The organism is Gilvimarinus polysaccharolyticus (genome assembly GCF_001187555.1).
Taxonomy (GTDB): Bacteria; Pseudomonadota; Gammaproteobacteria; order Pseudomonadales; family Cellvibrionaceae; genus Gilvimarinus; species Gilvimarinus polysaccharolyticus.
The window spans coordinates 195,965-210,625 of record NZ_LFIJ01000002.1 but is presented as its reverse complement, the minus strand read 5'-3'; the positions used below and the strand labels follow the sequence as shown (position 1 = coordinate 210,625).

Annotated in this window: 11 protein-coding genes; 9 read left to right on the top strand and 2 right to left on the bottom strand. The window is 46.7% G+C overall.

Translation table 11 applies throughout. From position 1 onward, the window contains the following. Positions 1–51 precede the first annotated feature (51 nt). The 3 genes from mgp130 (at position 52) to GILYN3_RS09505 (ending at position 3,964) form a co-directional block, all read left to right on the top strand. Positions 52–1,233 (top strand): 4-O-beta-d-mannosyl-d-glucose phosphorylase Mgp130, encoded by a 1,182-nt coding sequence (gene mgp130, locus GILYN3_RS09515; RefSeq protein ID WP_049722763.1) that lies wholly within the window; start codon positions 52–54, stop codon positions 1,231–1,233. Beyond that, the gene (locus GILYN3_RS09510) at positions 1,230–2,483 is read left to right on the top strand and encodes an AGE family epimerase/isomerase (protein ID WP_232305559.1); all 1,254 of its coding nucleotides are present in this window, start codon (positions 1,230–1,232) and stop codon (positions 2,481–2,483) included. Before mgp130 ends, GILYN3_RS09510 begins: the two co-directional genes overlap by 4 nt. Before the next feature lie 218 nt (positions 2,484–2,701). Beyond that, the gene (locus GILYN3_RS09505; protein WP_232305558.1) at positions 2,702–3,964 is read left to right on the top strand and encodes a glycoside hydrolase 5 family protein; all 1,263 of its coding nucleotides are present in this window, start codon (positions 2,702–2,704) and stop codon (positions 3,962–3,964) included. A gap of 311 nt (positions 3,965–4,275) precedes the next feature. Here GILYN3_RS09505 and GILYN3_RS09500 read toward each other — a convergent pair whose 3' ends face one another. Beyond that, a complete protein-coding gene (locus tag GILYN3_RS09500; protein WP_198147341.1) occupies positions 4,276–5,661 on the bottom strand; it encodes a polysaccharide lyase domain-containing protein in 1,386 nt (461 codons plus the stop codon). 536 nt (positions 5,662–6,197) lie between these two features. Between GILYN3_RS09500 and GILYN3_RS09495 the strand changes: the two genes are divergently transcribed. The 3 genes from GILYN3_RS09495 (at position 6,198) to GILYN3_RS09485 (ending at position 10,054) form a co-directional block, all read left to right on the top strand. Next, positions 6,198–7,940 carry a DUF1631 family protein gene (locus tag GILYN3_RS09495; protein WP_049722760.1) on the top strand — a complete coding sequence of 581 codons (1,743 nt, stop codon included), beginning with the start codon at positions 6,198–6,200 and terminating at the stop codon, positions 7,938–7,940. 19 nt (positions 7,941–7,959) lie between these two features. Continuing rightward, positions 7,960–8,325, top strand: coding sequence for a PilZ domain-containing protein (locus tag GILYN3_RS09490; protein ID WP_049722759.1), 366 nt, complete (start codon positions 7,960–7,962; stop codon positions 8,323–8,325). Between the two features lie 184 nt (positions 8,326–8,509). Next, entirely contained in the window at positions 8,510–10,054 is a 1,545-nt protein-coding gene (locus tag GILYN3_RS09485; protein ID WP_198147340.1) for an MFS transporter, read from the top strand. Positions 10,055–10,152: 98 nt separating this feature from the next. Here the strand turns inward: GILYN3_RS09485 and GILYN3_RS09480 are convergent, their stop codons facing one another. Further along, positions 10,153–10,680, bottom strand: coding sequence for a hypothetical protein (locus GILYN3_RS09480; protein ID WP_049722758.1), 528 nt, complete (start codon positions 10,678–10,680; stop codon positions 10,153–10,155). A gap of 322 nt (positions 10,681–11,002) precedes the next feature. On the opposite strand from GILYN3_RS09480, the gene GILYN3_RS09475 reads away from it, so the two are divergent. The 3 genes from GILYN3_RS09475 to GILYN3_RS09465 all read left to right on the top strand — a co-directional run bounded on the left by GILYN3_RS09475 (position 11,003) and on the right by GILYN3_RS09465 (position 14,659). Then, complete coding sequence (locus GILYN3_RS09475; protein ID WP_049722757.1) at positions 11,003–12,013, top strand: LacI family DNA-binding transcriptional regulator; 1,011 nt, start codon at positions 11,003–11,005, stop codon at positions 12,011–12,013. 248 nt (positions 12,014–12,261) lie between these two features. Beyond that, positions 12,262–13,479 carry a D-mannonate dehydratase ManD gene (manD, locus tag GILYN3_RS09470; RefSeq protein WP_049722756.1) on the top strand — a complete coding sequence of 406 codons (1,218 nt, stop codon included), beginning with the start codon at positions 12,262–12,264 and terminating at the stop codon, positions 13,477–13,479. A gap of 40 nt (positions 13,480–13,519) precedes the next feature. Then, positions 13,520–14,659 (top strand): Gfo/Idh/MocA family protein, encoded by a 1,140-nt coding sequence (locus tag GILYN3_RS09465; RefSeq protein ID WP_049722755.1) that lies wholly within the window; start codon positions 13,520–13,522, stop codon positions 14,657–14,659. Positions 14,660–14,661 lie beyond the last annotated feature (2 nt).

Below are 14,661 nucleotides of genomic sequence, written 5' to 3'. Positions count from 1 at the left end.
CCTTGTGCCGTTGTTACAATAATAAATAGATTGAATTTTAGGATAGATATTATGAGTGACTTTCGTGTTCGCGCCCAACAACTGCTGCAAAAGCATGAAGCGCTAATTACGCGTGCCAATTGCGCGATAGAACCTGGTAACGGCGTGTACTCCCGCTACCAAAATCCCATTTTAACGGCGGAACACACACCTATTTTTTGGCGTTATGATCTAAATGAGGAGAGCAACCCACGTTTAATGGAGCGCCTAGGGGTTAATGCCGCGTTTAATTCTGGGGCGCTGTACTGGAACGGTAAGTACATTTTGGCGGTGCGTATCGAAGGCGATGATCGGAAAAGTTTTTTTGCTATAGCTGAGAGTGATAACGGCGTGGATGGCTTTCGTTTTTGGGACTATCCCATTACTCTGCCCGAAACCGATCGTCCCGATACCAATGTGTATGACATGCGTTTGACGCAGCACGAAGATGGTTATATTTATGGTTTATTTTGTACCGAACGAAAAGATGAAGATCAGCCCAATGACTTATCGGCGGCCGAAGCTCAGTGTGGTATCGCTCGCACCAAAGATTTAGTGACGTGGGAGCGGCTGCCGGATTTGATCACCTACTCTGGTCAGCAACGTAACGTGGTGTTGCACCCCGAGTTTGTCGATGGCAAATATGCCATGTATACCCGACCACAAGATGGTTTTATTAGTGTTGGTGCTGGTGGCGGTATTGGCTGGGGTTTGAGTGAGTCGATGGACGGCGCCGAGATTAAAGACGAGGTGATTGTTGACGGTAAGGCTTACCACACCATTAAAGAGGTTAAAAATGGCCAGGGTCCAGCGCCCATAAAAACCTCCCATGGTTGGTTGCATATGGCTCACGGCGTGCGCAATACGGCCGCAGGTTTACGTTATGTGTTGTATATGTTTATGACTGAGCTTGAGCGCCCTTGGGTCGTCACTCATCGTCCAGGCGGTCATTTCATTGCGCCAAAAGGTAATGAGCGTGTTGGTGATGTATCTAACGTGGTGTTTGCTAACGGCTGGATTGTTAATGAAAAAAATGAAGTATTTATATATTACGCCTCATCGGATACCCGTATGCATGTTGCCACGTCAAGTGTTGATAAGCTAATCGATTACTGTGTGAATACACCGGAGGACGGTTTTCGTTCGGCTGCCTCGGTGCAGACTAGAAATACATTGATTGCGGCTAATTTGAATATTCTGGATTCGCTTAAATGAGTCAAACCGTCGGCACGCATAACGAAACTCATATGGCCGTATCACCTGATCGGGATACGGCTGTTCATTCAGCGTTAGCTAAGGTATTTAATAAACAACTGGATGATATAGCTCAGTGGTGGTTGAGCTATGCACAAGATCAGGCCCAAGGAGGTTTTTACGGTGAAGTGAGTGATGACAACATTGCCCGTACTGATGCAGATAAAGGCATAGTGCTTAATACTCGAATTCTTTGGTTTTTTTCCGAGGCGGCAGTTTTTACTGGCAATATGGATTACCGAGCGATCGCCGATCGGGCGTATCAATATTTATGTGAATATTTTTTCGATCGAGAATATGGTGGGTTTTACTGGTCGTTGTCTCCTGGCGGTGAAGTTGAACAAAGTAAAAAGCAAGTGTATGCGCAAGCGTTTTCTATTTATGCTTTGTCGGCATATTACGAGTTAAGCAAAAATTCGTCGGCACTAAAGATGGCGCTAGATTGTTTTACTTTGATTGAAGAAAACTGTATCGATACTGAAGGTGAGGGTTATTATGAGGCCTACACTCGAGAGTGGGGCAAGATAGAAGATGTTCGCTTAAGTGAAAAAGATCTTAATTACCCTAAAACCATGAATACCCATCTTCATGTGCTTGAGGCCTATACCAAGCTTTACCAAGTGCACCCAGATAAAAAAGTGGCGCAGGCGCTCGCTTACGGCATTGATTTGTTTGATAAATATATGATCGATCACGACAGTTACCACTTGCATATGTTCTTAGATGACAGTTGGCAAGATCACTCTCCCGGAATAACCTATGGTCACGACATAGAGTGCAGTTGGTTGCTGTGTAAGGCGTTAAAAGTGTTGGATGATCCCTCGCGTAATGAGCGTTTACTTCCGGTTATCATAAAGCTCGCCAAAACCTGTCAGCGTGAAGCCATAGGTGAGCATGGCGAGGTTATCGATGCCTATAGCTGGGTCACGGAAAGCTATCATGAAGAGCGAGTTTGGTGGGTTCAGGCCGAGGCATTAGTGGGTTTTTTAAGTGCTTATAAACTCAGCGGCGATGAAAGTTTTTTAAATACAGCACAAGATATTTGGTCGTTTATAGATACTTATCAAATCGATCACGATAAAGGTGAATGGCGCTGGCGCTCGACACTGGATGCACCCGATGGATCTCGTAACTATAAGGCCGGTTTTTGGAAGGGCCCTTATCATAATGGTCGAGCGATGATAGAAGCTGCCAAACTGCTCGGCGGTTAATATGGGCTGGGTTGTCAATTAAAGTCATCAAAAAATATATTCACTAATATCCCACGCATAAATAACAATAGAAAATAATCTAACCAATACCAGCCGCTAGATTCAATAGCCGCTAAGTTTATAGAAAGGTACTTATGATGCAGAAAATAATACTGAAGCACTTGATGCTGTTGGCGGCTGCTCTGTTCTCCGTATTCGTCGCGAGCTGCTCGCAATCAGTGTCAAATAGTACACACGATAACGATGAGTTTGTCCGTGTTGATGGGCAGAATTTTTACCTGGGTGACAAACCCTATCGATATGTGGGTGCCAATATGTGGTATGGCGCGTATTTAGGTTCGCCGGGCGAAACAGGTGATCGTGAACGCTTGACACGTGAGCTAGATGTGTTGCTTGAGCATGGCATTACGAATTTACGTATCTTGGCCGCCTCAGAAACTAGCGATCTTATGCGGGCAGTGCGACCTGCCGTTGTCAAAAACACTCAAGGAGATCTTGATAGCGAGTTGCTGTTAGGATTGGATTTTTTGTTGGCTGAAATGGCTAAGCGCGATATGAAAGCGGTATTGTACTTAAATAATTTTTGGCAATGGTCTGGTGGTATGTCGCAATACGTTGCATGGTTTACCGGCACGGAAGTTCTGGACCCTGATGTGACAGGTAAGTGGAACCCTTTTATGGAAAACTCTGCTCGCTTTTATCGTATTGAGCAAGCGCAGCAGTTGTATCGTAAAGTGATTCGTTCGGTTATCACGCGAACTAATAGTATTACCGGGATGCCTTACAATGATGACCCGACCATTATGTCCTGGCAGTTGGCAAATGAGCCTCGGCCAGGTAGCGATGCCGACGGCCGAGTTAACTTTGAAGCATTTGAGCGTTGGGTTGATGTAACGGCCGGTTATGTTAAATCACTGGCGCCCCGTCAGTTGGTAAGTACAGGCAATGAAGGTGCAATGGGAACCCTCGGCGATGCAGAGCTGTTTGAGCGCTCACACTCCAGTCCCAATATCGATTATTTAACTTTTCATATGTGGATTAAAAACTGGAATTGGTTTGATATAACCAAACCAGAAGCAACTTATGATTCTGCAGTGGCTACCGCTAAGCATTATATGAGCCAGCATGTTGAGATCGCACAGCGTTTGGGTAAGCCGATAGTATTAGAGGAGTTTGGGGTTGAGCGCGATAACGGTGTGTTTGACCACAAAACTCCCGTTGCTTATCGCGATCGTTTTTATGCAATGGTTTATAGCGTTATAGAAGATAACACCGCGGCAGGTGGCCCCTTTGTAGGTTCAAATTTTTGGGCGTGGGGCGGCTTTGGTAAAACCGATCGTGCAGATTATATGTGGCAAAAAGGGGATGATTTTTTTGGCGATCCACCGCAAGAAGCACAGGGCTTAAACTCGGTATTTTCTGATGATGAAACCACGCTTAAAGTTATCGCTAAACATGCCGAGCGCTTACAGGCTCTGTAATTATGGTTATTAATAAACTATTAATCTGAGTATGTGGGTTGTTATACAATTAACAATTATGCATTGTTTAAAGAAATCGAGTCTGTTGGTTAAAAGTTTTAATAATATCGATTTTTCTTACAGTAATTTTGGATGTGTTTAACGTGGGTTTCAATTATCTATTTCGTCTTTAGGTTGCTGATATTAATTTTTTAGGTTGAAGGTTTCATGATTAAAATGTCGGGGGTCTTGTTTGAGCGAATGAGTTTCATTTTTTATTTGTCACAAAGCTGAGGTGAATATTAAATTCCTCAGCTTTGTTAGTTGTGTTTTTAGTAGGCCCGGATTTTTAATACATTGCAGTCATTATTGCTGTTAATGCTAAGTGAGCTACCTGAAAGGTTATTGGTAGAGGCGTAGTTTGAGGTGACCGTAAGATTTCCGTTGCCATCGATAGAGCTTACCGTGCCTCGAAAGTCACAGTGAGAATTCTCGTCACTATCCCATAGCTGCAAAGTATTGCCTTGTAGTGGTTGGTCAAAGCTAACACAGTGTCCAGAACCCAGAGTCACCTCTGTTCGGCTATCAAACGGTACAGTTACACAGTTATTATTACCATTACTTGCGCTTGAAGAGCTGCTACTGCTAGATGAGGAGGAACTGCTGGAGGGCGTACTGCTAGAGCTAGATGAACTGCTGCTAGATTGCGTTGGGGTTCCACCACAGCCGCCGTCGAGTTCGTCAAAGCATGGGTAGGGGCCTTCGTTGGGCTGTTCGATGGATTGGTTTAATGAGTAGTCAATATTACGGCTTTGGTACTCTTTCCAGACTAACGTTGAGCCACCATCGGCTCGGTAATTATTTGAGATATGAATCATCGGCTCTTGCGCACGAAAGGTTCCGGCGGAAAAAGGTAAGTTAAAGGTATTGTCGTACACATTAGATTGTTGGTGTTCACGAAAAGTGTAAATAGCGTGAGTGATGTTATTGTCGTTGCGGTAATCCATCTCATTATTGCGCACAATGACATCGGTGCCTTTTAAGTCGACAAAGCTGTCTGCATGAGGGAATGCCGAGGTGCCGACAATACCCCTAGCATCGACGTAGTTGTACTCTATAACGGTGCCCGTAGTGCCCGCTTTAATATCGAATGCTTCAGCGGTTACCTGTGGTCCAATGCTGCAGCCGCCAATACGGTTGTAATTACTGTTGTCAGGTGTGGTGGTTTCGTTGCCCTTGTTTGTTCCTATGTAAATTCCTTCGCCAGTGCCTGCTTTTCCTTCACGCTTGCCAGTATCGTGTATATAACAATTGCTCAATCGGTTGTAAGAACTGCTGATACGAAAATGAACAGCTTCTTGGCCTAGATTATACACCTCGATATTATCGATTTTATTGTGATTGGCTGACTCTAGTACGATCCCTTTTTGTGAGTTGCTAAATTTTAAATCTTTAATAATCCAGTGGTCGCCTTCTAGTAAAAAGACATAGCCATCGTTTATATCATTGCCTTTTAATATTTGCTTGTTGTTTTTGGTGGCGCTACGCAGTGTGATGGGATCGTTTTCGGTGCCGTTTTGACTGCTATAAAAGTGAGCTCGACTTTCACCGCTGGTACTTCTGTCGCCGGTATAGGTGCCAGGGTAAACAACAATTTCGTCACCTTGGTTCGCCGTCTTTAAAGCATTTTGTAGATCAGTGGCGTTATGAACTGACACTGTTGCCGCATAAGAGAAGCTTGTAGTTATAAAATAAAAGCCAGCGGCGGATATTAACTTAGAGGGTATTGTTCGTAGTGCTTTTGAAAAAGTCATAAAGTTATTCCTGTGTAAGGGCGTAAAGTGGACTCCACCGCCGTTGGCGGGAGTGTTGCAATCGGGGCGAAGCTTGAAGCTCACCTATGCTTTTCATTGTGTTGATCTGGTCATTTGGTAAGGCCATACGACCATTCCGGCTAAAATAATAGTCTTTAGGTGCAAAAATTCATAATTTTGGTAAGGAGGAAATACCAAAATGTGAGATTTTACAGAAAGAATTGTATAAAATGTGAACTGAGTCCGCGGTAATGCCTCATTCGGCCTATATTGCTGAAGGGTAGCGAATAGTTGCAGGCCAGTTAGAATTGAGTTTGTATTAAAGGCAATGGCTGTATGTTTACACGGGGAATGTGTGTATGTTTAAAGGTGCACTCACCCACTTAGAGTACAGGTTATGCTTTTACTGGGTGCGATGGTTATGAGGGTAGCTCGATAAAATGGAAAATGATGGACTTCAATTCAGTGCGGTTAGAAAGCTGTTTGGCCTTGATTCGCTAACAGTGCCGGCTACTGTGGCCGACATCAGTGCGCTGGGAGAGGAGTTTTATCGTGCCGATGATAGCTGGATAGTCTATAGAGAGTTACCTTTTGCAAAAAAAGCTGGGTTGTCGGGCTATTATGCGGCGTGGTTGTGGCGAGCATTGAGCGATAATGTTTTGTGCGATCCCAAGTTGGAAGACGCACGTATCGCCATAGTTGGCGCGATAGTTTCTTATGTCGCAAGCAACGATGCGCTGAGTCTTGCCGCAGTGCAAAAAAATCGTAAAGCGTTTGATCAGTGTTTTTTTCATTTGCGTACTTGGTATCCAGATTTAGGTCCCGTTGGGCGAAAATTTACCGAGCGGCTCGATGTTTTGGTTGACGCTTTACAGGGCGGTGTTGAACAGTGGGATGCCGCACTGGCAACATTTAACCTCGGGTGTGGTAAAGAACTTGATCGAGCCGCAATGCTGGCTAAGCGTATGCAGGCGTCAGAGCTGGGCGAAATAAAAATAGCTCATGCGGAGCAGCGCGTTACGCAGATATACAATGATGTGGTGGCATTGCACCCGCTGCCAGAGTCTACCTTAGACCTGATTGATAATATTGTGCTGCCTAATTTGCAGTACTTATTAATCAACGAATCTGAGCAGGCACCCGATTGGAGTTATTGGGTGCGTATTTTGCGCTTGATTGTTTGGTCCGTTAATCCCGATAAATCCTCCGAAGATCGTCAAGCCTTTTTTAATAAAGGGCCGGTGTTACTTGCCCAGCTAGAGGACGGCGCTGTTAATAAAGCGTGCTCAGACAATGTTTATCGCGATTACGTCGATGAATTTTCCTCTCATATTATTACCTTACTAAAAGGTCAGGCAATTGAAACCGTAACGGCACCCAAGAGGAGAGTGTCGGCAGAGGTAGAGTCCCTTAGCCAATTGCAAAGCGGTGGTGTCGAGCATCATTTCTCGGCTGGAGATTGGCTTGGGTTTGATAACGGTGACACGTTGATACGCTGTCAATTTCTAATGCAGGCGCCGGGTACCGATACTTTATTGTTTGTTAATCGTGCCGGCCATAAAGTATTGCAAAAAACGGTCGAGCAAATGTCGGCTTGCTTTGATGCGGGTATCGCCGAAGAAATCCCTAAAGTCCCTGCGTTATCGGCGGCTCTGTCGGCTGTTAATGCACGTATGGCCGCGCTGCAAGAGCGAGTGGCTACTCAAGCTCGTGCGCAACATGAAGAGCGTGAAAAACTAAGGCGTCACAAGCAGGCGTTAGCGCAGATCAAAAGCCGTGAATTACTGGCAAAGCAGGCTGCAGAAGCCAAGGCGCGTGCTGAAGTTGAGCGTTTGGCTGTTGAGCGCGCCGCTCGTGAGAAGTTAGCAAAAGTGCGCCAGATGACAGAGGCGCGCGAGGCACGCGAGCAACAAATGCGCGATACCTTAGACGGCCTTACTCTGGGTACTTGGGCAGATTTGCCTTTAAGCGAGGGTAAAACCGTACGCTGTAAATTGGCGGTTAGCATGCGCTCAACCAGCAAATATATATTTGTTGATCGAGTGGGGAGCAAAGTTGCCGAGTTATTGTACGATGATTTGCTTGGCTATCTTATGCGTGATGAGGCCGTATTTTATAAGCCAGAGCAAGGTTTTGAAAATCGGCTCGAAACGATTGTTCGCGGCCTGCGACGTACAGAATAATTAATCGTGGATACACAGAATGACTATTGAAGCTAATAACGAAGAGCAGCGCCAAGAGTATCGGTTGAGTGTCTCGGAGGCGGTTTATATCGAGCTTGAGGCTGGCCAGGATGACGCCACGGCGCGAATCTTGTTGAGTCGCTCGACAGATTTGTCTGCTAACGGCTTGCAGGTGGTGGTCGATCGGCCACTGCCCGAGGGAAACATCTATCCGCTTTGTATACAGCTGTACTCGCCACCGGCCCGCTATGTACTTACCGGCGAGGTTAAATGGTGCCGCCCCAGTGGTGGCCGTTATCTGATTGGTATCGCGTTATTTGAGTCTGATGATACTGCGATTGTTGGCTGGAAAGAAGAAATAGCTCGCCGGCTGACTCAGGCTTAATTCTCGCATCTGCTTGCTCTAATCCCCTTTTTAGCTAGCGGTTACTAGGGTGGTCTAAAGGTATCCTTTATCTTGTTGTTCACGGTATCGTTAACGGTGTATTAGGGCTGTACATTTGGCCTAGCGCCTCTTATGCTTTCGGTCAAAATGCCCCTACATATAATTACAAGACCTGAGGTGAACCGTGGCGACAAACCCTACTCATAAACTCTCGATATTAGAAAAAAGCGGCTACGCCATGGGCGATGCAGCAGCCAACTTGGTTTGGCGTGGCGCATTGGCCTATTTGGCTGTTTTTTACACAGATACATTAGGTATTTCGGCGGCGGCAGCAGCGATTTTGTTACTTATTGTACGAGTCTCGGACGGCATTACCGATATTGTTATGGGGATGATCGCTGACCGAACCACCTCGCGCCACGGTAAATTTCGTCCTTGGGTGTTATGGTCCGCCCCAGTGCTGGCGCTGTTTATGGTGCTGTCGTTCACCGCCCCCGATGTTAGTCTGCAAATGAAGTTGGTGTGGGCTTATTTTACCTATATTGGCCTTACGTTGGCCTATACCATTAATAATGTTCCCTATTCGGCCTTGATGGGTGTCATGACGCCAAGTCACGAAGAGCGCAGTGTGTTGTCGGGCTACCGCTTTGCTGGTGCCTTTTTAGGGGGCGCGCTGGTGATGGGTTTTACGCCAGATTTGGTCGCGTACTTTGGTCAGGGCGATGATGCTAAAGGCTATCAGCAGACCATGTATGTGTTTGCCGCACTGTTGGTGGTACTGTGCTTCATTACCTTTTTCACCACTAAAGAGCGTGTGCAGTCACCTGCGGCCAGTGGCTCACTCGGACGCGAGCTGCGTGACTTGCTGCGCAACCTTCCCTTTATTGTGGTGCCGCTGTTGTCGATATCGTTGTTCTTTTATTATCGAGGTTGGTACACGGGCATGCTCTTTGCCGTTGTAGTCGTGCTGAGCGGTTATGCCATCAAAAAACTAGTGAGTAAGCCTGAAAGTGAAACGACTCCCTCGCAGCGCGATTTAATTGATCTGCTAACCAATAAGCCCTGGTTAATGATTTTGGGTTTGGGCTTCTTAACCATGCTGTTTAATGGCATTAAATACGGTGTTATCGCCTATTACTTTAAACACTTTTTACACGAGCCCACACTTGCAGGTCGGTACTTTATTGCGTTGTTGTTGACCTCGATCATTGCCGCCTTTCTATGCGGTTATATCACCCGCAGGCTGGGTAAAAAGACATTGTTTGTTGTCTCTCTCATTGTCAGTGGTGTACTAACTGGCTGTATTTCACTATTAGGCAAAGACGATGTAACCGAGTTATTTATACTGGGTTGTGCAGCTGAGTTTTTTGCCGCTTTTATGCCGGTACTTATTTTTAGCATGCTGGGCGATGCGGCGGATTACTCTGAGTGGAAGCATCATCGTCGCGCTACGGGTTTGTTTTACTCGGCGGGCACGTTTATCCAAAAGACCGGTGGTGGCTTTGCCGGCGCTTTAGTGTTGGTGGTACTGGGCTCTTATGGGTATGTTGGCACCGATCCGGCTACCATCGCACAAACCACCGATGGCATGATTTTACTGATGAGTTGGATACCCGCGGTATTTGCTTTTGCGGCGGTGTTATTACTGGTCGTTTATCCGCTTAACACTAAGCGTATGGGGCAAATAGAGGCCGACCTAAATATACGGCGGGCAGAAGCCGAAGGTTAATTTTTTGCTCGGCCGAGGCGCTTAAACCGTAAGCACCTCGGCCGTTTTTTTGCTTATGTAACGTTATAGTTTACCCCTCGCGTTACATTTCCTAAAGATTAATGTTGCCACTCTTTTTCAAGCAGTATCGCCATATCTTCTTCTAGTTTTATTTCGCTTTTGCGTGTTTCACCATCTTGGCTAACAAAGTAAAACTCATAGATGACGGCGCCAGTCATTTGTTTACTTTCGATAATGCGCTGAGCCGGCTGCGATTCAAAGGTTTTGTTGTACAACTCGCGTACAGGGGTAGGGCAATCGGCTAGCTCTAGGTCGCGTTGAATTTCAACGATTTCCCATATTTTTTGTTTGTTCAGCAGCATGTCGAACTCTATCTCGGAGCCGTCCGCTGTTAAGCCTTCTAGATCAAGATACTGGTTGCCGTGCTTTGACTCTTGTTCGGCCTCTTGCAGTACAAAGCCTGGTTGTAGTTTCTGCACCGCTTCTAGCGCTTGGACGGGTACCTTGTCGCCAGAGATTGCTACTTTTTGGTATAAGTCCGAGCCGATGTCAGATGGCGCGGCCTGAGCCGAACAGCATATGCTAAATACTGCAACCAAAACCGATTGCGAGATAGGAGTATTCATAGTGGTGTCCTATTGTGGAGAGATGTGGATAGTATTTACGGTTCTCACACTGGAGGCTCTATTGATCTTAGGCATAGAGAAAGCTTGGTGTTTCAGCTCCTCTCACCTTTTATTGTTTTAATAAAACCAAAATCTGTACTCGGTAATCCGAGCTTTTAAATTGGCTTTTGTTAGTTTCTCAGATAACCCTTAAAATTGCTACGCGAGCGATTAGCGTGCTAAAGCTCATAGGTGCCGGTGACGATGGAACGGGATTTGCGGATAAGGTATTATCAACTCTAAATACCCGCCCCCAAACGCAGCAGCGCAAAGTGATTCGATAATGGCAAAGGTAAGATTGGTCGATGTGGCAGCGCACGCTGGCGTATCAAAAAGCACGGTATCGCAATTTTTAAGCGGACGCTTTGACTATATGTCAAAAGAAACCAAGGTGCGTGTCGAGGCGTCCATCGCTGCGTTAAATTACGTCCCCAACGCCATTGCCAGAAGCTTAAAAACCAACACAACCAAGACTATTGGCCTTGTTGTACGCGATGTGACGGGCTTTTACACCAGCCGTACAATCCGCGGTATAGACGATTTCTGCAAAAGTAGTCAATACAATGTGCTGATTTACAGCACCGATTTTGATCCTCAAAAAGAGGCTCAGGCTCTGCGCAACCTGAGCCAAATAAACGTCGACGGTATAGTGATAGCGCCTTCTGGTGCCAACACTGCCTTGATTGACAGTCTAATCGATCAGGGGTTGCCGATTGTCCAATTTCAGTTGGAGCACGAGGGCAACGAAAAGTACATCATTTTGTCGGATTACAAGCAGGCGGCTTACGAGGCGACCGACTATTTGCTTAAGCTCGGCCATCAAAAAATCTGTTTTGTTACCCAGGAGTTTGAGTCAGTTAAATCGCGCCGTGACCGCTACTTGGGTTATCGGCAGGCACTTGAGGCTCATGGCGTTGACTACTGTGATGAGCTTGTTTTGTCGTGGCAAAGGGAGCGGGGTTTTGCTCGCTCACCGTTGGCCATGCTGCATTCCGAGCTGGCGCCAACAGCGTTTTTCTCACAGCATTTGGCGATCACGGTGCAGCTGCTGGAGGAGTTTAACCGGCAGGGAGTGGCGGTTGGCGAGGACGTCTCATTGCTAGGCTTTGACGATATCCCCATGGTAGAGTTTTTTAAAACGCCGATAACGGTGATGATGCAGGAGCCTTATGATATCGGGCAGGAGGCGGCAAAGCTGCTCCTCGCGCTGGTTGATGACAGCACAATACCCACAAAACGTATCACCACCCCATGCACATTAGTTTTACGCGAGTCGTGCCGCAAGCTTAACTAACTGGCTCGCCCGTAGCGCCAGACGAAATCCCTTCAATTTTTATACACTACGCCCCCCTTAGCTGCCCTTGTGCGCGCCGGTAATGCAATCGCGAGAGCATCCGACCCACTGAGTGATTCGCTCATTCTTAACACATTATAAATCCTTATTTGACATTGCCGTGCAGTATGCTAAATTAACAACTAAACCGATTTAGTAAAACGTTTTACTCCATCGTTGTAAGGTAGAGCGTATTTAGGACTTATGTAATGAAAATTGACAAGATTGAAGTATTTGTAAGCTGTCCGGGAAGAAACTTTGTCACCGTCAAGGTGACCACGGCCGACGGCGTTACCGGTTTGGGCGATGCGACCGTTAATGGCCGCGAGCAAGCGGTGGTGGCCATGTTGGAGGAGCATGTTATTCCCTGCTTGATTGGTCGCGATGCACACAATATCGAAGACGTTTGGCAGTATTTGTACAAAGGTGTGTACTGGCGCAAAGGCCCAATCAATATGGCCGCTATCGCCGCGATTGATATGGCGCTATGGGATATTAAAGGCAAGGTGGCCGGTATGCCGGTGTACCAACTGTTGGGCGGTAAAAGCCGTAAGGCGGTTACTTTATATGCACACGCCAACGGCGAGACTATTACGCAAACGCTGGATAACGCCCAAGCCCACATCAAAAGCGGTTTTAAGGCAGTAAGACTGCAATCGTCGGTCCCGGGGTTGGATGTTACTTACGGAGTCTTGGGGGATAAAAAAGATTATTTTGAGCTGCAGGGCAATCGTCCACTGCCTCCCGAAGAGACTTGGTCGACGGCAAAATACTTCGAAATGATTGTCGATTTATTTGACCAAGCACGAAGCCGACTCGGCAACGGGGTGCAGCTATTGCACGATGTCCACAGCCGGTTAACGCCGATCGAGTCGGCCAAGCTGGGTAAATTGCTGGAGCCGTACAACCTGATGTTTTTAGAAGATGCGAGTATGGCCGAGAATCAAGACAACTATAAAATGATTCGCCAGCACACCACTACGCCGCTGGCTATTGGTGAAACCTACAACACTATCTGGGACTGCAAAGATTTAATTCAAAATCAGTTGATCGATTATATTCGGGTCGCGGCAACGCACGCCGGCGGAATCACGGCACTGCGTCGTATCACCGATTTTGCCAGTTTGTACAACGTTAAATTGGCACCGCACGGCGCGCCAGATTTGTCGCCGGTTTGTTTTGCCGCACATATGCACCTGGATGTGTGGGCCCCTAACTTTGGTGTGCAGGAGTTTGTCGGTTTGGGCAACGAACAGCTGCGGCAAGTTTTTCAGCATAACCATCAAGTGAAAGATGGTATGGCCTATGTCAGTGATGCCCCAGGCCTAGGGGTTGAGTTAAACGAAGAGGCTGCTCTCGCGTTGCCGTATAAGCGCTCTTATTTACCGGTGAGTCGCCTAGAAGACGGCACCATGTGGAACTGGTAAAGCTCAGCCAAGATATAAACCAAATAAGATAGGTGGAAAAATGTCTAAAAAAGTAAAAGTACTTGTTATGGGCACCGGTTTTGCCGGGCAGGGGCATACCGATGCGTTTCGGGCGGTTGGTGCCGAAGTGGTTGGCCTAGTGGGAAGAACCCCCGAAGTTGTGCGTGACGTGGCTGAGAAAATGGCCATTCCCTATGCCGGTACTGATTGGCAAAAAGCCTTGGATGAGTGTCAGCCAGACCTTGTGTCGATTGCAACACCCGGTGGCGCACACTACGAGCCGATTAAGCAAGCGATTGAGCATGGTTGCCATGTGTTTTGTGATAAGCCGCTGACCGATACTGGCGACAGTGCAGCTGAACTTAGTCAGTTAGCCCAGGAAAAAGGTGTGAAAACTGCGTTTGCCGCTAGCTTCCGTTATATGCCGGATATTATGCATGCCAAACGTCTGGTTGCCGAAGGCGCCATCGGTGAACCGCTAGAGGTTGAATGTATATCGCATTTTAATCTGGAGCGAGAAATTCCCTTTGGTTGGTCACATCGCAAAGAGCATGGAGGCGGTCGGCTCAATAATAATTTTACCCATAAACTGTCTATCGTAACTTCGGTTGTTGGCGAAAAAATATTATCTATTATTGGTGAAGTGCGCGACGACTTAGGTAAAGCGCCAATTGTAGAGGGCGTACGTAACTTCAAAACACGTCGTGATTTTATTCCTAAAGATTTAAACGATCCAGATTTACAGTGGGGCGAAAGTAACGTCGAATGGACCTATACCGTGCTCGCCAAATTAGAAAGTCCCTACGCGAATAAGCCGGTATCGGTGCTGTTTAAGCACGGCGGCTTGAATCCCCGGTTTAACGAAGATCATATTGTGTTTTACGGCACTAAAGGCGCTATTTATATTAAGGGTCATTATGGCAGCGGGCCGCTGTATTTATACGATGCAAACAAACAATGGCAGGAGCTGGCAGTGCCTCAGGATATTGCCGATGATGTTCCCAACGTTGCGGGCGATACCGAACGCAACTGGCAGTATCTGGCACGCGAGCTGGTTAAAGATATTCAGGGCGAGCAAGTTGCACCCTATCAAACCTTTAAAGAAGGCAGTCAGTATCAGCAACTGATTGATATTATCCGCAAAAATAATAATTGGACAGATGTGACGCATCTGCAATAAAG

Excerpts from the sequence above, each read along its gene's own strand:
- mgp130 (WP_049722763.1), top strand. The coding sequence starts at position 52 with ATGAGTGACTTTCGTGTTCGCGCCCAACAACTGCTGCAAAAGCATGAA.
- GILYN3_RS09510 (WP_232305559.1), top strand. The coding sequence starts at position 1,230 with ATGAGTCAAACCGTCGGCACGCATAACGAAACTCATATGGCCGTATCA.
- GILYN3_RS09495 (WP_049722760.1), top strand. The coding sequence starts at position 6,198 with ATGGAAAATGATGGACTTCAATTCAGTGCGGTTAGAAAGCTGTTTGGC.
- GILYN3_RS09490 (WP_049722759.1), top strand. The coding sequence starts at position 7,960 with ATGACTATTGAAGCTAATAACGAAGAGCAGCGCCAAGAGTATCGGTTG.
- GILYN3_RS09480 (WP_049722758.1), bottom strand. The coding sequence starts at position 10,680 with ATGAATACTCCTATCTCGCAATCGGTTTTGGTTGCAGTATTTAGCATA.
- GILYN3_RS09475 (WP_049722757.1), top strand. The coding sequence starts at position 11,003 with ATGGCAAAGGTAAGATTGGTCGATGTGGCAGCGCACGCTGGCGTATCA.
- manD (WP_049722756.1), top strand. The coding sequence starts at position 12,262 with ATGAAAATTGACAAGATTGAAGTATTTGTAAGCTGTCCGGGAAGAAAC.
- GILYN3_RS09465 (WP_049722755.1), top strand. The coding sequence starts at position 13,520 with ATGTCTAAAAAAGTAAAAGTACTTGTTATGGGCACCGGTTTTGCCGGG.